Source organism: Hymenobacter caeli (assembly GCF_013294115.1).
Taxonomy (GTDB): domain Bacteria; phylum Bacteroidota; class Bacteroidia; order Cytophagales; family Hymenobacteraceae; genus Hymenobacter; species Hymenobacter caeli.
Genome location: NZ_JABSNP010000010.1, coordinates 30,032 through 47,929 on the forward strand (window position 1 = coordinate 30,032; position 17,898 = coordinate 47,929).

Here is a 17,898-nt window from a genome sequence, read left to right on the forward strand (position 1 = left end):
CCGACAACGAGCCCCTGGCCGCCGAAGAGGTGCCGGAAGAGGAAAACCCCAAGTTCGCGCCCGGCGAGGTCATCCACGACGTGGCCACGGTGCGCGGCATGTACCAGAACTACTTCCTCGACTACGCCTCCTACGTGATTCTGGAGCGGGCCGTGCCCGCCATCGAGGACGGCCTCAAGCCCGTGCAGCGCCGCATCCTGCACGCCATGAACGAGATGGACGACGGCCGCTTCAACAAGGTGGCCAACGTGATTGGGCAGACCATGCAGTACCACCCCCACGGCGACGCCAGCATCGGCGACGCCATGGTGAACCTGGGCCAGAAGGACCTGCTCATCGAAACCCAGGGCAACTGGGGCGACGTGCGCACCGGCGACGGCGCGGCGGCCCCCCGCTACATCGAGGCCCGCCTCAGCAAGTTTGCCCTCGACGTGGTGTTCAACCCCGACACCACCGAGTGGCAGCTCAGCTACGACGGCCGCAAGCGCGAGCCCGTGGCGCTGCCCGTCAAGTTCCCGCTGCTGCTGGCCCAGGGCGTGGAAGGCATCGCCGTGGGCCTGAGCACCAAGATCATGCCCCACAACTTCCGCGAGCTGTGCCAGGCCAGCATCGCGGTGCTGCGCGGCAAGGAGGTGCAGCTGCTGCCCGACTTCTCGACCGGGGGCCTGTGCGACGCCACGCACTACAACTCGGGGATGCGGGGGGCCAAAATCCGCCTGCGGGCCACGATTGAGAAGGTGGACAAAACGATGCTCGTCATCCGCGACATTCCCTACGGCACCACTACCACGGCGCTCATGGAGAGCATCGTGAAGGCCAGCGAGGCCAATAAAATCAAGATTAAGAAGGTGGTGGACAACACCGCCGCGGTGGTCGAAATCCAGGTGCAGCTGCCGGCCGGCGTCTCGCCCGACCTCACGATGGACGCGCTCTACGCCTTCACCGACTGCGAAATCAGCATCTCGCCCAACACCTGCGTCATCATCAACGACAAGCCCCGCTTCGTGGGCGTGGAGGACGTGCTGCGCTTGAGCACCAAGGCCACCGTGCGCCTGCTGGAGCGCGAGCTGGAAATCCGCCAGGCGGAGCTGTGGGAGCGGTGGCACCACGCCTCGCTGGAGAAGATTTTCATCGAAAACCGCATCTACCGCCGCATCGAGGAGGCCGAAACCTGGGAGCAGATCCTGGACACCATCGACGCGGGCCTGAAGAAATTCGTGCGCGTGGAAGGGGAGAAGCCCCGCGCCAACGACCTGCGCATCGTGCTGCGCCGCGCCGTGACGGCCGACGACCTGACGCGCCTCACCGAAATCCGCATCAAGCGCATCAGCAAGTTCGACGGCTTCAAGGCCGACGAGTACCTGCAAAAGCTGACCGACGAGCTGGCCGAAGTGGCCGACCACCTGGCCAACCTCACCCGCTACGCCGTGGCCTACTTCGAGGGCCTGCTGAAGAAGTACGGCGCGGGCCGCGAGCGCAAAACCCAGCTCCGCACCTTCGACGTGGTGACGGCCCAGAAAGTGGCCGTGGCCAACCAGAAGCTGTACGTGAACTACCAGGACGGCTTCGTGGGCTACGGCCTGAAAAAGGACGAGAGCGCGGTGAGCGTGGCCGATTGCTCCGACCTGGACGACATCATCGCCATCCGGCGCGACGGCACGTTCACGGTGTCGCGCATCGCGGAAAAGACCTTCGTGGGCAAGGACCTGCTGCACGTGGGCGTGTACAACAAGAACGACGACCGGCTGGTGTACAACATGGTCTACGTGGACGGGGCCAGCGGCATCAGCTTCGCCAAGCGCTTCCTGGTGTCGGGCATTACCCGCGACAAAAGCTACGACCTGACCAAGGGCACCAAGGGCACCAAAACGCTGTACCTCACGGCCAACCCCAACTCGGAGAGCGAGGTGGTGACCATCCTGCTCGCCGACAAGGCCCCGGCGCGGGTGAAGCAGTTCGACTTCGACTTTGCCGAGCTGGCCATCAAGGGCAAGGGCTCGATGGGCAACATCGTGACCAAGCAGCCCATCAAAAAAATCACCCAGAAAAGCCGGGGCGACAGCACCTTGGGCGGCCGCGAAACGTTTTTCGACGCCGTGGTGGGCCGCCTCAACACCGCCGGCCACGGCCGCTACCTGGGGGCCTTCGACACCGACGACACCCTGCTGCTGGCGTACCGCGACGGCTCGTACGAGCTGAAGGCCCCGGCCCCGGCCCTGCACTTCGACGTGCCCAACCTCGTGCTGCTGCGCAAGTTCGACCCCGACACGGTGCTCAGCGCGGTGTACGTGGAAGGCGAAACGAAGACGCACTACGTCAAGCGGTTCAAAATCGAAACCAGCACCTTGGGCAAACCCTTCACCTTTATCACCGAAACCAAGGGCTCGAAGCTGCTGGCCGTGACGGCCCACCCCGAGCCGCTGGTGGAAATAAAAGCGCAGAAGGACAAGAAAGGCGACAAGGAAACCGAGCAGCTCGGCCTGCACGAGTTCATCGACGTGAAGGGCTGGAAGGCGATGGGCAACAAGCTGAGCTATTACAAAATCCACAGCCTGGCCCTGCTCACCGACGAGGGCCCCGAGCCCCAGCGCCGCGAGGCCCGCAAGCGCGGCGCGGCCGACGCCCCCCCGGCCGACGACGCGGCCGTGGCCGTGACGGACGAGGAGGTGGCCCAGGCCCGGGAGGTGGCCACGGGCCGCACCAAGGCGCAGCTGGGGCTGTTTTAGCGGAGTAAGATGGGGGGCAGTGGGCCAAGCGTGACGGGGTGGGGGAGGCTGGCCGTGCTGGCGGCCGGCCTGGGCGCGGGCCCGGCGGCGGCCCAGGCCCCGGCCGTGCCGCCCGCGCCCCCGCCGGTGGTGCAGCCCGCGGCCGGCCCGCCCGCCCCGGCCGGAACCCTGGGCGAAGACCCGCCGGCCGTGCGCCAGAAGCTGTTCGAAGCCGCCCGGCTCCTCAACCGCTACAAGGATTCGGAGGCGCTGGCCGCGTACCAGGACGTGCTCAAAATTAATTCCGCGCACTACCTGGCCCTGTGGCAGTCGGCGGTGCTGAGCGTAAAAATCGGGGCCCGCTACTCCGACGAAACCCGCAAAACGGCCTACTTCAACGCCGCCGCCCGCTACGCCGACCGGGCCCTGGCCCTGCGGCCCGAGGGCGGCGAGAGCAACTACGCCGCCGCGCTGGCCCTGTTCAGCCAGGCCGGGCTGTACCGGTCGGAAAACCGCCTGGCGGCCTTCCGCGACCTGCGCTCCTACGTGTTTCTGGCCGTGGGCCAGCGCCCCGACCTGCCCGAAGCCTGGCAGCTGCTGGGCCGCTGGCAGTACCGCGTGGGCCACTACAACGTGCTGGAGCGCATTTACAGCAAAATCATCCTGGGCGGGGTGCCGCCCGGGGGCAGCGTGGCCGACGCCATGCGCAGCCTCGAAACGGCCATCCGGCTCGATTCGTCGCGGGTCTCGTTCTACTACGACCTGGCCCGGATGTACCGCTACCAGGGCCGCCGCCGCCGCGCCGTGGCCCTGCTGCAAAAGGCCGTCCGCCTGCCCACCTACACCAGCGAGGACCTGACCCTCAACCGCCTGTGCCAGCAGCTGCTGCCGCCGTTGCAGCGGGCCGCCACCCGGCGGGCCCGCCGGCAAGCGCGGGCCCAGCAGCGGGCCGCCCGCGCGGCCGGGGCCCCGCCCGCCGCGCTGCGGCCGTGAGGGCCCGGCGGGCCGTACTTTTGGGCATGCGTTGCCCCGCGCCGTTCGTTTTGCTCGCTGTGCTGGCCCTGCTGGCCTTGCCGGCCTGCCAGTCGGCCCCCGCCGAGCGGCCCGATACCCTCGTGGACCTGGCCACCGTGCAGAGCGGGCCCCGCGTGCAGGCCGACGAGCTGGACGGGGCCCTGCGCCAGCAGCCCGGCAACGTGGCCCTGCTTACGCGCCGGGCGGCCCTGCGCCTGGCCGCCGGCCAGCCCCGGGCCGCACTGCGCGACGCCACCGATGCCCTGGCCCTGACGGACGGCGACGACGACGGGCCCCTGTACTTTCTGCAAGCCCGGGCCCTGCGCATGCTGGGCCGCCTGCCCGAGGCCCTCGCCGCCGCCCGCCAGGCGGCCGAAAACGGCTTCACGGGTCCCGAGCTGCCCCTGCTGGTGGGCGAAACGCACCTGGCCGCCCGCGAGTACCCCGCCGCCCTCGACAACCTCGACCGGGCCCTGCGCCTCGACCCCGACCAGCCCGCCGCGCTTTTCTACAAAGGCCTGGCCTACGCCGCGTCGGCCGACACCGCGCAGGCCCTCGACTACCTGCGGGCGGCGCTGGTGCGCGAGCCGCGCCAGCCCGAGATACTGCACCAGCTGGCGGCCCTCTGCAACGCCCTGCGCGACCCCGAACAGGCCGCCGGCTACGCCGCCCGGGGCCTGCGCCTCGACACCACGTCCGGGGCCCTGCACTACGACTACGGCCGCCAGCTGGAGCTGCGCGGCCAGCCCGACAGCGCCGCCTGGCACTACCGCCGCGCCCTGGCCCTCGACACCACCCAGTACCGCGCCGATTACCGCCTGGCCCTGGCTGCCGGGGCCCGCGGCCAGCGGCCGGCGTCAATTATCCCGCACCTCGCCCGTGCCCTGCGCCGCAACCCGCGCCTGCCCCAGGCCCGCGCCCTGCTCGCCGAAGCCCTCGAAGAGCACCGCGACCTGCCCGCCGCCCTGGCCCAGTACCGCCGGCTGGTGCTCGAAAACCCGGGCAACGCCCACTGGACTTTCAAGGTGTGGAAAGTGGGCAACCGGGCCCGCCTGCTGCTGCCCGACAGCCTGCGCCCGGCCCCGCTGTACTACCCCGGGCCGGCGGTGGCGCGCCCCCGGGCGCAGGCCGTGGCCCCGCTCGCCCCGCGGGGCGGGCTGCCGCCCCGCTAGGCCAAGCTGCCCCTAGCCGCTGGGGCGCCGGTTAATGGGGAGCCTCGCCTGCTTCCGCCTTGCCTATAAAAAGGGCGAGGAGGGGGAAGCGCTGGCGGTGCGGGTCGGTACGCCCCGGTTGTCAATTGAAAAGTGCGCTAACTTTCTGCGTTTTAAGTAACGTAGTACTCCCAACAACTGCCTTTGATGAGAGTTGTCCTCCTGCTCATAATACTGGTGATGGGGGGGCGCGTGCCGGCCGCGGGGCAGGGCCCCCCGGTGCCCGGCGTGGCGTGGCTGCGGGCCGTGGTGCGGGCCCACCCGGCCCCCGACACCGTGCGGGCCAACCGCCTCAACGCCCTGGCCCTGTCGTTGCGCACCAACGCCCCGGCCGAGTCGGCGGCGCTGTTTGGCGAGGCGCTGGCGCTGGCCCGGCGGCTGCGCTACCCCGCCGGCGAAGCCGCCGCCGTGTTCGGCCTGGGCTACTACTGCCGCCTGCGCAACGCCTACGGCCCGGCCCTGGCCTACACGTTGCGGGCCCAGCGGCTGTACAAGCAGTTGGGCGACGGCTTCAACCAGGCCCGCTGCCAGTACAGCCTGGCCCGCATCTACTTCGAGCAGGGCAACTACGGCCAGTCGGTGGCCGCCAATCTCGACGGGCTGGCCCTGGCCAAGGCCCGGCACGACGCCAAAGGGCAGGCGTTTCTGAGCACCCAGCTCGGCATCACCAACTCTTACCTGGCCGACTACCCGCAGGCCCAGCAGTACCTCGCCCGGGGCCTGGCGCTGGCCCGCCAGGGCCACGACCGGGTGGGCATGGGCCACGCCAGTTCGGGCCTCGGCGATTTGTACCGGCGGCAGGGCCAGTGGGCCCAGGCCCAGGCGCAGTACGAGCAGGCCCTGGCCGCGTACCGCCCCGTGTACAACCGCGCCGGCCTGCTGTTCGAAGAAATTAACCTCGCCGACATGAACGAGCGCCAGGGCCGCTACCCGCAGGCCCTGGCGCAGGCCTACGACATCCTGGCCCGCGCCCACCGCGCCGACGCCGTGGACCAGGTGCCCCGGGCCGAGCTGGTGCTGGCCCGCGCCTACCTCGACACCGACCTCCCCGACAGCGCCCGCCGCTACGCGCAGCAAAGCCTGGCCGCCAGCGAGCGCAGCGGCGCGCGCGAAAACGGCCGCGACGCCACCGAAATCCTGGCCCGCGCCACGGCCCAGCTCGGCCGCTTCGCCGACGCCTACGCCTACCAGCAGCTCTACGGGGCCTACAGCGACAGCCTCACCGGCGAGGCCACCCGCCGCCGCGCCGCCGCCGCGCAGTTCGGGTACGGGCGCAGCCAGGCCCAGGCGCAAATCCGCCTCCTCACCGAGCAAGCCCGCCTTCAGGCCCAAACGCAGGAAGTGGCCCGCCTGCGCGAGCAGCGCGAGATGTCCGGCTTTGGGGCCCTGGCCGGCGCGGCCCTGCTGGGGGCCGCCGGCTGGCGCTGGCGCACGCGCCAGCGCCAGCACGCCCGCGAAGCCCGCCTGCGCACCCAAATCGCCGCCGACCTGCACGACGACGTGGGCACGCTGCTCTCGCAAATCAGCCTGCAAAGCAGTCTTTTGCAGGAAGACCTGGCCGACCCCGCCGCCCACCGCCAGCAGCTGGGCCAGATTGCCGAGGCCAGCCGCGCGGCCGTGCGCCAGCTCAACGACGTGGTGTGGAGCCTCGACGCCCACAACGATCACCTGCCCCAGCTGCTCGACCGCCTGCGCGATTACGCCTACGACGTGCTGGTGCCGGCCGGGCTGGCGGTGGTGTTCGACGCCCCCGCCGCGCTGCCCGACGGCCGCCTGCCCACCGCGCTGCGCCGCAACCTGTACCTCATCTACAAAGAGGCCCTGCACAACGTGCTCAAGCACGCGGCCGGGGCCACGCGGGTCACCGTGCGCCTGGCCCTGGGCGGCAGCCCGGCCGGCCTGCTGCTGGAAGTGCGCGACGACGCCGCCGTGCCCGCCGGGCACTCGCACGCGCGCCGCAGCGGCCACGGCCTGCGCAACATGGCCGAGCGGGCCGCCGCCCTCGGCGGCACCGCGGCCTGGGAGCCCCTGCCCGGGGGCGGCTCGGCCGTGCGCGTGGCGCTGCCGCTGGGCGCCTAGCGCCCCGGTGCGGGGCCGGGCGCTGCCCCAGGGCGGCGGCCGCCTGTTTTTTTAGGTAGCTGCCCGGGGCCCGAGGGGCACAGCTAACGGATGGATAAGGGTAATTATGTAGTGAGTTAAGAGTAAGCGGGCATCGACCTTGCTGTACGCTTTTATTGATTCAGCACAAAAGCTGGCTATTAGCAGCTAATAGCCAGCAGTAAAAAGCTAACGGCCAGCAGCTAAGTTCGCCGGTAGCGCCCGCATCTTCATGCAGTACCGCTGCGCGGGTTGGGTAGGTACTTTTGAGCCGTGAAAATCTCCCTTGCCATCATCGAAGACCAGCCCGCCATCCGGCAGGTGCTCAGCACCTACCTGGGGGCCCAGCCGGAGTTTGCCTGCGAGTTGGTAATGGGCTCGGTCGAGGAGCTGCTGGCCGCCCTGCACGCGGGGGCCCCCGCGCCCCGGCTGGTGCTGTCCGACATCGGGCTGCCCGGGGGGCTGTCCGGCATCGCGGGCATTCCGCTCATCCTGGCGCAGGCCCCCGGGGCCGAGATTGTGCTCATCACCGTGTACCAGGAGCCCGACCGCGTGGTGCAGGCCCTGTGCGCGGGCGCGGTGGGCTACCTGGTGAAAACCACCCCGCTGCCCGACATCAAAAAAGCCCTGCTCGACGTGCTGGCCGGCGGCTCGCCCATGTCGCCGGCCGTGGCCCGGCACATTGCCCGCTACTTCCGGCCCGCCGCGCCCCAGGCCACCCTCACCCAGCGCGAGCAGCAGGTGGTGGAAGCCATCGAGCAGGGCCTGAGCTACAAGCTCGTCGCCGACCGCCTCGGGGTCACCATTAACACGGTGCGGGCCCACATCCGCATCGTGTACGAGAAGCTGCAAGTCAGCTCCAAAGCCGAGCTGATGAACCGCGCGCGCAACAAGTAGCCGGGGGCAAAGCGCGGGATTGGGCGGCCTTTCGGCCCCCGCGCCCGGGCCCCGCCGCCTGGTTACTCGTTGCCGAACGGCGTAACTTGCGCCCCGCCTGGCCCCACCGGCCGGTTATTTTCCTGTTTATGCTCCACCTCACCCTGCCCGACGGCTCGCCCCGCGAGCTGCCCGACCACGCTACCGGCTACGACCTGGCCGCTTCCATCTCCGAGGGCCTGGCCCGCAACGCCCTGGCCGTGACCGTGAACGGCGAAGTGCGCGACCTGCACCGCCCCCTGCCCGACCACGCCAAGGTTAGCATCCTCACCTGGAACGACCCCGCCGGCAAGGCCACCTACTGGCACTCCTCGGCCCACCTCATGGCGGAGGCCCTGGAGGCCCTGTACCCCGGCGTGAAGCTGGCCATCGGCCCGGCCGTCGAAAACGGCTTTTACTACGACGTGGACCTCGGCGAGGGCCGCGCCATCAGCAGCACCGACTTCCCCGAAATCGAGAAGAAAATGGTGGAGCTGGCCAAGGCCAAAAGCCAGTACGTGCGCCGCGCAGTGCCCAAGGCCGAGGCCATTGCCTACTTCACCGACAAGCAGGACCCCTACAAGCTGGAGCTGATTGACGGCCTCGAAGACGGCCAGATTACGTTCTATACCCAGGGCAATTTCACCGACCTCTGCCGGGGCCCCCACATCCCCGACACCAGCACCATCAAGGCGGCCAAGCTCATGAACGTGGCCGGGGCCTACTGGCGCGGCGACGAGAAAAACAAGCAGCTCACGCGCCTCTACGGCATCACCTTTCCCAAGGCCAAGGAGCTGACCGAGTACCTCGAGCGCCTCGAAGAAGCCAAGCGCCGCGACCACCGCAAGCTGGGCAAAGAGCTGAAGCTCTTTGCGTTCAGCGAGCGGGTAGGAGCGGGCCTGCCGCTGTGGCTGCCCAAGGGCACGGCCCTGCGCGAGCGGCTCGAGCAGTTCCTGCGCAAGGCCCAGGTGCGGGCCGGCTACCAGCCGGTCGTCACGCCCCACATCGGGGCCAAGGAGCTGTACGTCACCAGCGGCCACTACGAGAAGTACGGGGCCGACTCCTTCCAACCCATCCGCACGCCCAACCCCGGCGAGGAGTTCTTCCTCAAGCCGATGAACTGCCCGCACCACTGCGAAATCTACAAAACCGAGCCCCGCAGCTACCGCGACCTGCCCGTGCGCCTGGCCGAGTTCGGCACCGTGTACCGCTACGAGCAGAGCGGCGAGCTGCACGGCCTCACCCGCGTGCGCGGCTTTACCCAGGACGACGCCCACATCTTCTGCCGGCCCGACCAGGTGAAGGACGAGTTCAAGAAGGTCATCGACATCGTGCTCTACGTGCTGAACGCGCTGGATTTTAAGGACTTCACCGCCCAAATATCCCTGCGCGACCCGGAGAACAAGACCAAGTACATCGGCTCCGACGAGAACTGGGCCCGGGCCGAAGCTGCCATCCAGGAAGCTGCCGCTGAAAAAGGCCTCACCACCACCACCGAGCTGGGCGAGGCCGCTTTTTATGGCCCCAAGCTCGACTTCATGGTGCGCGACGCGCTGGGCCGCCGCTGGCAGCTCGGCACGGTGCAGGTGGACTACAACCTGCCCATCCGCTTCGGGCTCGAATACACGGCGGCCGACAACTCCAAGGCCACGCCGGTCATGATTCACCGGGCCCCCTTCGGCTCGCTGGAGCGCTTCGTGGCCGTGCTCATCGAGCATTGCGCCGGCAATTTCCCGCTCTGGCTCACGCCCGAGCAGTTCATTGTGCTGCCCATCTCCGACAAGTTCATCGACTACGCCCACGAGGTGAAAACCCAGTTGGAAGCCGCCGACCTGCGCGGCACCGTGGACGCCCGCGACGAGCGCATCGGCCGCAAAATCCGCGACGCGGAAATGGCCAAAACCCCTTATTTGCTGGTGGTCGGGGAGAAAGAGGCCGAAGCCAACGCCGTCGGCGTGCGCCGCCACGGCGAGGGCGATTTGGGGGCCATGTCGGTGGCCGAGTTCATTGCCAGCGTGCAAAGCCAAGTGGCCGCGGCCAGCTAAGGCCGTCCGCAACGGGGCCCTGATTTTTGGGAACGAGCCGCCGGGGGGCCTGCGTTTGGTCCGCTGGGGGCTTCGTTTGCTGAAAGTTAACCGCGCTGGTTTGCCTTTACGAATAAAAATAACGATATTTGCCCCCTGATTGACGGGGTTCACCCCGCCCAATCTGCCCAAAGACTCATTCCCCGCCACTTTTTTCGCAGGAGGACCAAACCATAGCAACCCCGAATCGTCGGTATGTGCCTCGCCAGCAGGTGGAGGAGCCGTTCAAAATCAACCAGAAAATCCTGGCCCGCGAAGTTCGCCTAGTTGGCGACAACGTGCCCCAGGGGGTGTACACCACCGACCAGGCCCGCAAAATGGCGCAGGAGCAAAACCTCGACCTCGTCGAGATTTCGCCCACCGCCACGCCGCCCGTGTGCCGCGTTATCGACTACTCGAAATTTAAGTACGAGCAGAAGAAGAAAACCCGCGAGCTGAAGGCCAAGCAGACCAAGGTCGTGCTCAAGGAGATTCGTTTCGGCCCCAATACCGACGAGCACGACTTCGCCTTTAAGGTGAAGCACGCCCAGGAGTTTTTGCGCGAAGGCGCGAAAATTAAGAGTTACGTGCACTTCGTGGGCCGCAGCATCGTCTTCAAGGAGCGGGGCGAAATTCTGCTGCTCAAGTTTGCCCAGGCCCTCGAAGACCTGGCCAAAGTAGAGCAGCTGCCCAAGCTCGAAGGCAAGCGTATGTTCCTCTACCTCGCGCCCAAGGCGGCCATCGTAGCCAAGCCCACGGCTAAGCCCGCGGCCCCCGCCACGGGCGAGAAAGCCGAAAAGAAGGCCCCCAAGCCCGCGGCCCTGCAAGAAGCCACCGCCGAAGACGACTCTTCGGAGGACGCGGCGGCCGATAACGACTAGCTTTTTCCGGTTGCGGATGGCTTCCCGGCCCACGGTCGGCTAGCAATCAACCCAAACAATCAACAACCACCCCAAACCAACACGACAATGCCGAAAGTAAAGACGAAATCCGGTGCTAAGAAGCGGTTCACGCTCACCGGCTCGGGCAAGGTGAAGCGGAAGCACGCCTACAAATCGCACATTCTGACCAAAAAAACCACCAAGCAGAAGCGCAACCTCACCCACTCCGGCCTCGTGAGCAGCGCCGACATGAACCGGGTGTCGCAAATGCTGAATATTTGATTTAATTGATTAATTGTTGTGGGCTAAATTGTTGCTGTTCAATTCTGTTGACTAAAACAATTCAGTAATCAACAACTAATCAATTAAGTTATTTAACAATTTAATTTCCCCACCAGGCTTCCGGCCGCAATTTCAAGCCACTGCCGCCGCGCAGTGACGCCGGCTGCCAAAAACAATTCAGGTTATGCCAAGAAGTGTCAACCACGTGGCCTCGCGCCACCGCCGCAAAAAAATCATGCGTTTGGCGAAAGGCTACTATGGCCGCCGCAAAAACGTGTGGACTGTTGCCAAGAATGCCGTTGAAAAAGGCCTGCTCTACGCCTACCGCGACCGCAAAGTAAAAAAGCGCGAATTCCGCGCGCTCTGGATTCAGCGCATCAACGCCGGGGCCCGCGAACACGGCTTGTCGTATTCGCAGCTGATGGGCGGCCTGAAAAAGGCCGGCATTGAGCTGAACCGCAAAGTGCTGGCCGACCTCGCGCTCAACCACCCCGCTGCCTTCAAGGGCATCGTGGAGAAAGCCAAGTAAGCCGCGTCCGGTCCCCCGATAAGCAAGGAAACGCCGGTGCCGCAAGGTTCGGCGTTTTCTTGTTTTGGGCCCCCTGGCCGCCGGCGCGGGCGGTGCGCCGCTGGGCACAAAAAAACCGCCTCGGCACGCGGCCAATGCGGTTTTAACCAGTAGCGGGAGGCGGGTACGATCCGCCGACCTCAGGGTTATGAATCCTGTGCTCTAACCAACTGAGCTACCCCGCCGGGTTTTGTGGGTGCAAAGGTAATGAAAAATACGACTCCTGCGCAAAGTGCAGGCCCAAAAACACGGTTTATTCCGCTCCGCTGGCTCTTGATCGGTCGGGGCCCCTCGTTCTTAACCAATTAGTGCCATGGCATTGCCGGATACCCAAATCAAAACGCCGTTTGAAGTCGATTACCCCATCAATGCGTCGCCCAAAATCCTGTTTCCGTACCTGGCCACGGCTGGGGGCCTCGCCCAATGGTTTTGCGACGACGTGCGCTACGTGGACGGCGGCCGCCTGAACTTCGTGTGGGACCGCGAAAACCACTACGCCGAAGTTGGCCTCCAACGCCTCAACCGCTCCGTGCGCTACGTGTTCCTTGGCCCCGAGCGCTCCCCCGAAGACGACCCCAGCTACCTGGAGTTCACGCTGCACTCGTCGCAGGTGACCGATGAGGTGTACCTGCACGTGGTGGATTACTCGGCCTCGCATTCGGCCGAGCAGCGCGAGCTGTGGGACGGACTCGCGGCCAAGCTGCGCGAGCAAGTGGGCGGCTAAGTGGTGAGCCATTAGCTTTTAGCTGCTAAGCTGTTAACCTTTGTCAATCAGCGGGAAAGCTGATGGCTCACCACTTAAGGCCCGCCACGCACTATTTGGCGGCCCGCCCCGTTGAAAAAACGGCCCTGCCTTTGACTGGCCCCGCGCATGATTAAAAAACTCGACAAGCTGGTGCTGAAGGCCTTCGCCGGGCCCTTCCTGCTCACTTTTGCGGTGGTGCAGTTCATCCTGCTCACCCAAACCCTGCTCAAGTACCTCGACGACATCATCGGCAAAGACCTGGGCCTGCCCGTTATCGGTAAGCTGCTGTTCTTTCTGAGCGTCCTCATCGTGCCCACTTCGCTGCCGCTGGCCGTACTGCTTTCCTCGCTGATGACCTACGGCAGCATGGGCGAGCACCACGAGCTGACGGCCATCAAGGCCTCGGGCATCGCCCTCACGCGCATCCTGCGGCCGGTGCTCATCGTGAGCGTGGGGCTGCTGCTGGGCTCGTTCTGGTTCAACAAGTCCATCGTGCCCAAGGCCAACCTCAAAGCTTACAGCCTGCTGTGGGACGTGCGCCAGCAAAAGCTGGCGCTCGACATCCGGGAGGGCGTGTTCTACGGCGGTATTCCGGGCTACACCATTAAGGTGGACCACAAGACGGGCCCCGAAAAAGACCGCCTGCACGGGGTGATGATTTACGACCACACCCAGCGCAACGGCAGCTCCACCGTGATGCTGGCCGATTCGGGCCGCATGTTCACCCGCTTCAACGGGGCGTACCTGGGCCTGGAACTGTTCCACGGCCACAGCTACGTGGAGCAGCCCGACGCCCAGAACCGGGCCGGGGCCAGCTTCTACCGTCAGGGGTTCGACCACAACGTCGTCACGTTTTCGCTGGCCTCGTTCGACCTCAACCGCACCAAAGAAGAGCTGTTCCAAACCAACCGGATGATGCTCACCATTCCGCAGTTGCGCTCGGGCACCGACTCTATTCAGCGCAGCCTGGGCATGGCCCGCCGCCAGTTGCCCCGCCAACTCGATACGTACTACACCTACCTGCGCTTCGACACGCTGGGGGCCGCGGCCAACCGGCGCGTGGCGCAGTGGCAGGTGCCCGCCGGGCGCTTGCCCAAGCTCACGCCGCCCATCGCGGAGCAGGCTGCCAACCGCGCCCGCAACCTGCGCCAGTCGTTTAAAACCACCGCCGACCGGCTCGACAACCTGGCTCGCGACTCGGCCCAGTACCGCGTCGAGATTTACAACAAATACGCCCAGTCGGTGGCCGTGCTGCTCATGTTCCTCATCGGGGCCCCGCTGGGGGCCATCATTAAAAAAGGGGGCCTGGGGGTGCCCATCCTGATTTCCATCCTGTTTTTCATCGTGTACTACGTGCTCACCATTATGGGCACCAAGTACGCAAAGGAGTTCGTGCTGCCGGTGGGCGTGGGGGTGTGGCTGGCCAACTTGGTGCTGCTGCCCATCGGCCTGTTTCTGCTGTTCCAGGCGTACAACGACTCGGGCCTGCTGGAAGTGGATTTCTGGCGGCGGCTGCCCCGGCGGCTGGGCCTGCCCGTCCTGCGCCGGTTCACCAAACCAGCGGGGGAGGAGTAGTGCTTCACCGATTGATTAATCTTTTTTGCGGGTTAATTCACTAAATCCCGTACCTTTGCGGCTCCCCGAAGTGGGGGAACGTCATTTTTTTCATTTTTAAATCCAAGACGGGGTCAGACCCTATCAACCGATGAAGCTCACCACCGAAGCAAAGCAGGACATTTTCGAAAAGAACAGCCTGCAACACGTTAAAACCGATACCGGCTCGGCCGAAGCCCAGATTGGCCTTTTCACCCACCGCATCAACCACCTGACGGAACACCTGAAGGCCAACAAAAAGGACCACAGCACCCGCCTGGGCCTGCTGAAGCTGGTGGGTAAGCGCCGCCGCATGTTGGATTACCTCCAGCACCGCGAAATCAACCGCTACCGCGCCATCATCAAAGAGCTGGGCATCCGCAAGTAAGCCCAATGTCTGAGAGTAGGGAGCCTTCCACCGGAAGGTTCCCTACTCTTTTTTTTGCCAGTTGCGAGAGGTGAGCCGGGAGCGATAAGCCGGGCGTTTGCGTTCAGTGCTTGTCCAAGTAATTCCTTCCCCCGCGGTTCTCACTTCTTTCCCCCATTCCTCCTCTTCTCCTTCCGAATGCCCGCCCCCCACGCCATTACCAAAACCCTGGCCCTGCCCGACGGCCGCCAGATTTCCATCGAAACCGGCAAGCTGGCCAAGTTCGCCGACGGGGCCGTGGTCGTCCGCCTCGGCGACACCATGCTGCTGGCCACCGTGGTGTCGGCCCCCAGCCAGCGCGACGGCGTGGACTTCCTGCCGCTGTCGGTGGACTACCAGGAAAAATTCGGCTCGGCCGGCAAGATTCCCGGCTCGTTCCAGCGCCGCGAAGGCCGCCTGAGCGACTACGAAATCCTGATTTGCCGCCTGGTGGACCGCATCCTGCGGCCGATGTTCCCCAAAGACTACCACTACGAGGTGCAGGTGATGATTACCCTCATCTCGGCCGACAAAGAGGTGCAGCCCGACGCCCTGGCCGCCCTGGCCGCGTCGGCCGCGCTCTCGATTTCCGACATTCCGTTCGCCGGGCCCATTTCCGAGGTGCGGGTGGCCCGCATCGACGGCCAGTTCCAGATTAACCCCAAAACCAGCGACCTGAAGCGGGCCGACATGGACCTCATCGTGGGGGCCACCGCCGATTCCGTGGCGATGGTGGAGGGCGAGATGCACGAGGTGAGCGAGGAAGAGATGGTGGCGGCCATTGCTTTCGGCCACGAGGCCATCAAGGCCCAGGTGCAGCTCCAGAAGGATTTGGCCGCCGCCGTGGGCCGCGCCGCCGACTCGCCCACCCGCGAGTACCCGAAATACGAGGAGAACGAGGCCCTGAAAAAGCTCGTGCATGAGGGCGTGTACCAGGGCGCGTACGACGTGGCCCGCACCGGTAACACCAGCAAGGGCGGTCGCAAGGAGGGCTTCTCGCTCGTGAAAAAGGCTTTCCTGGAAAAGCTGGTGGCCGAGCAGCCCGAGCTGGACGCGAAGCAGTTCAGCCGCTACTACTCGTCGGCTGAGAAGAAGGCCATCCGCGACATGATGGTGAAGGAGCGGGTGCGCCTCGACGGCCGCCAGCTGACGGAAATTCGGCCCATCTGGTCGGAAATCAACTACCTGCCCGGGGCCCACGGCTCGGCCATCTTCACGCGCGGCGAAACCCAGAGCCTGACCACGGCCACGCTCGGCACCAAGCTCGACGAGCAGATTGTGGACCAGCCCCTGACCAAGGGCTACTCGAAGTTCATGCTGCACTACAACTTCCCCGGGTTTTCGACCGGTGAAGTGAAGCCCAACCGGGGGGCCGGCCGCCGCGAAATCGGCCACGGCAACCTGGCCATGCGCAGCCTCAAGCAAGTGCTGCCCCCCGACGACGAAAACCCCTACACCATCCGCATCGTGTCGGACATCCTGGAGTCGAACGGCTCCAGCTCGATGGCCACGGTGTGCGCCGGCTCGCTGGCGCTGATGGACGCCGGCGTGAAGGTGCGGGCCGCCGTGGCCGGCATCGCCATGGGCCTCGTGCAGGACAAGGAAACCGGTGAGTACGCCGTGCTGAGCGATATTCTGGGCGACGAAGACCACCTCGGCGACATGGACTTTAAGGTGACGGGCACCGAGAAAGGCATTTGCGCCTGCCAGATGGACATCAAAATCCAGGGCCTGAGCAACGAGATTCTGACCGCGGCGCTGCACCAGGCCCGCGAAGGCCGCCTGCACATCCTGGCCGAAATGGCCAAGACCATCGCCGCACCTGCTGCTGAGCTGAAGGCCCATACGCCCCGCTCGCACAAGATGCTGATTGATAAAGAGTTCATCGGGGCCATCATCGGGCCCGGCGGTAAGGTCATCCAGCAAATACAGAAGGACACCAACGCCACGGTTATCATCGAGGAGAAGGACGAGAAAGGCCACGTGAGCATTTACGCGGCCAACCAGACGGACATGCAGGGGGCCATCGACCGCATCCGGGCCATTGCGGCGCAGCCGGAAATCGGCGAGACCTACAAAGGCAAGGTGCGCAGCATCCAGCCCTACGGCGCGTTCGTAGAGATTATGCCCGGCAAGGACGGCCTGCTGCACATCTCGGAAGTGACCCACGAGCGTATCCAAAGCCTGGAAGGGCTGCTCGAAGTGGGCCAGGACATCGACGTGAAACTGGTGGACATCGACAAAAAAACCGGCAAGTACCGCCTCTCGCGAAAAGTGCTGCTGCCGAAGCCCGAAGGCGCTACCGCCGACAACGGCCAAGCCTAACGCTGGGGGCCGAACTTTCGTTAGGAGAAGCCTGTTGCTTTTCCTTGACCCTTGGCCTATCGTTAAGCGCTATTTTTTTGTCTACTATTTCCCGTTATCGTCCCTACCAGCTCCCATGAGACAGCTAAAAATCAGCAAGCAGATTACCAACCGCGAAAGCCAGTCGCTGGACAAGTACCTCCAGGAGATTGGCCGGGTGGATTTGCTCACCCCCGACGAGGAGGTGACCCTGGCCCAGCGCATCCGCGACGGCGACCAGCAGGCGCTGGAAAAGCTCACCAAGGCCAACCTGCGCTTCGTGGTGTCGGTGGCAAAACAATATCAGAACCAAGGGCTTAGCCTCGGTGACCTCATCAACGAGGGCAACCTGGGCCTGATTAAAGCGGCCAAGCGTTTCGACGAAACCCGCGGCTTCAAGTTCATCTCCTACGCCGTGTGGTGGATTCGTCAGTCCATCCTGCAAGCTCTGGCCGAGCAGAGCCGCATCGTGCGCCTGCCCCTGAACCGCGTGGGCTCGCTGAACAAAATCAGCAAGTCATTCTCGGAGCTGGAGCAGAAGTTTGAGCGCGAGCCCTCGCCCGAGGAAATTGCCGAAGTGCTGGAGCTGACCACCTCGGAAGTAGTGGACACGCTCAAGATTTCGGGCCGCCACGTGTCGGTGGACGCGCCGTTTGTGCAGGGCGAGGAAAACCGCCTGCTCGACGTGCTCGAAAACGAGGACGAGGAATCGCCCGACATGGCCCTGATGAACGACTCGCTCCGCAAGGAGGTGCAGCGGGCCCTGAGCACGCTCACTAAGCGCGAGGCCGACGTGATTACGCTGTACTTCGGGTTGAACGGCGAAGCCGCCCTGACGCTGGAGGAAATCGGCGAGAAGTTTAACCTGACTCGCGAGCGGGTGCGTCAGATTAAAGAAAAAGCCATCCGCCGCCTGCGCCACACCTCGCGCTCGAAAGCCCTGAAGCCTTATTTGGGTTAATTCTACTTAATTTTGCGTTATTAAAAAACCCCGGCCGATTGGTTGGGGTTTTTTAATAACGGCGGGGCAGCCCCGCGTCATTCTTTTTACTTTACCGCGGCGGGGCTTTGCGCT

The 17,898-nt window shown here is 65.3% G+C and carries 13 protein-coding genes, 1 tRNA gene and 1 pseudogene; 14 read left to right on the forward strand and 1 reads right to left on the reverse strand.

Translation table 11 applies throughout. The features are described from left to right. Positions 1 to 29 precede the first annotated feature (29 nt). The 9 genes and pseudogenes from HNP98_RS11670 to rplT all read left to right on the forward strand — a co-directional run bounded on the left by HNP98_RS11670 (position 30) and on the right by rplT (position 11,697). The gene (locus HNP98_RS11670) at positions 30 to 2,726 is read left to right on the forward strand and encodes a DNA gyrase/topoisomerase IV subunit A (RefSeq protein ID WP_317171102.1); all 2,697 of its coding nucleotides are present in this window, start codon (positions 30 to 32) and stop codon (positions 2,724 to 2,726) included. Between the two features lie 9 nt (positions 2,727 to 2,735). Further along, positions 2,736 to 3,698 (forward strand): tetratricopeptide repeat protein, encoded by a 963-nt coding sequence (locus HNP98_RS11675; protein WP_173810260.1) that lies wholly within the window; start codon positions 2,736 to 2,738, stop codon positions 3,696 to 3,698. Positions 3,699 to 3,757: 59 nt separating this feature from the next. Further along, the gene (locus HNP98_RS11680) at positions 3,758 to 4,891 is read left to right on the forward strand and encodes a tetratricopeptide repeat protein (RefSeq protein ID WP_317171103.1); all 1,134 of its coding nucleotides are present in this window, start codon (positions 3,758 to 3,760) and stop codon (positions 4,889 to 4,891) included. A 186-nt stretch (positions 4,892 to 5,077) separates the two neighbouring features. Beyond that, entirely contained in the window at positions 5,078 to 7,009 is a 1,932-nt protein-coding gene (locus HNP98_RS22220; RefSeq protein WP_173810262.1) for a tetratricopeptide repeat protein, read from the forward strand. Positions 7,010 to 7,300: 291 nt separating this feature from the next. Then, positions 7,301 to 7,924: a response regulator gene (locus tag HNP98_RS22340; protein ID WP_173810263.1), complete on the forward strand. Its 624-nt coding sequence runs from the start codon at positions 7,301 to 7,303 to the stop codon at positions 7,922 to 7,924. Positions 7,925 to 8,052: 128 nt separating this feature from the next. Further along, on the forward strand, positions 8,053 to 9,987 hold the full coding sequence (gene thrS, locus HNP98_RS11695; RefSeq protein ID WP_173810264.1) for a threonine--tRNA ligase: 1,935 nt from the start codon (positions 8,053 to 8,055) through the stop codon (positions 9,985 to 9,987). 212 nt (positions 9,988 to 10,199) lie between these two features. Continuing rightward, positions 10,200 to 10,757, forward strand: a pseudogene (infC, locus tag HNP98_RS11700) (translation initiation factor IF-3); the annotation flags it as partial. A gap of 216 nt (positions 10,758 to 10,973) precedes the next feature. Beyond that, on the forward strand, positions 10,974 to 11,168 hold the full coding sequence (gene rpmI / locus HNP98_RS11705) for a 50S ribosomal protein L35 (protein ID WP_173810265.1): 195 nt from the start codon (positions 10,974 to 10,976) through the stop codon (positions 11,166 to 11,168). A 184-nt stretch (positions 11,169 to 11,352) separates the two neighbouring features. Then, positions 11,353 to 11,697, forward strand: a complete 345-nt coding sequence (rplT, locus tag HNP98_RS11710) for a 50S ribosomal protein L20 (protein ID WP_070728591.1) — start codon at positions 11,353 to 11,355, stop codon at positions 11,695 to 11,697. Positions 11,698 to 11,847: 150 nt separating this feature from the next. On the opposite strand, the gene HNP98_RS11715 is transcribed toward rplT, so the two are convergent. After that, positions 11,848 to 11,921, reverse strand: a tRNA-Met gene (locus HNP98_RS11715). Positions 11,922 to 12,049: 128 nt separating this feature from the next. Here HNP98_RS11715 and HNP98_RS11720 point away from each other — a divergent pair. The 5 genes from HNP98_RS11720 to HNP98_RS11740 all read left to right on the forward strand — a co-directional run bounded on the left by HNP98_RS11720 (position 12,050) and on the right by HNP98_RS11740 (position 17,784). Continuing rightward, complete coding sequence (locus HNP98_RS11720; RefSeq protein ID WP_173810266.1) at positions 12,050 to 12,460, forward strand: START-like domain-containing protein; 411 nt, start codon at positions 12,050 to 12,052, stop codon at positions 12,458 to 12,460. Positions 12,461 to 12,607: 147 nt separating this feature from the next. After that, positions 12,608 to 14,056, forward strand: a complete 1,449-nt coding sequence (locus tag HNP98_RS11725) for an LptF/LptG family permease (protein ID WP_217425738.1) — start codon at positions 12,608 to 12,610, stop codon at positions 14,054 to 14,056. Positions 14,057 to 14,186: 130 nt separating this feature from the next. After that, entirely contained in the window at positions 14,187 to 14,462 is a 276-nt protein-coding gene (rpsO, locus tag HNP98_RS11730; protein ID WP_173810267.1) for a 30S ribosomal protein S15, read from the forward strand. Between the two features lie 177 nt (positions 14,463 to 14,639). Next, positions 14,640 to 16,805, forward strand: a complete 2,166-nt coding sequence (pnp, locus tag HNP98_RS11735; RefSeq protein ID WP_173810268.1) for a polyribonucleotide nucleotidyltransferase — start codon at positions 14,640 to 14,642, stop codon at positions 16,803 to 16,805. Positions 16,806 to 16,920: 115 nt separating this feature from the next. Beyond that, positions 16,921 to 17,784 (forward strand): sigma-70 family RNA polymerase sigma factor, encoded by an 864-nt coding sequence (locus HNP98_RS11740; RefSeq protein ID WP_068231931.1) that lies wholly within the window; start codon positions 16,921 to 16,923, stop codon positions 17,782 to 17,784. Positions 17,785 to 17,898: the final 114 nt, after the last annotated feature.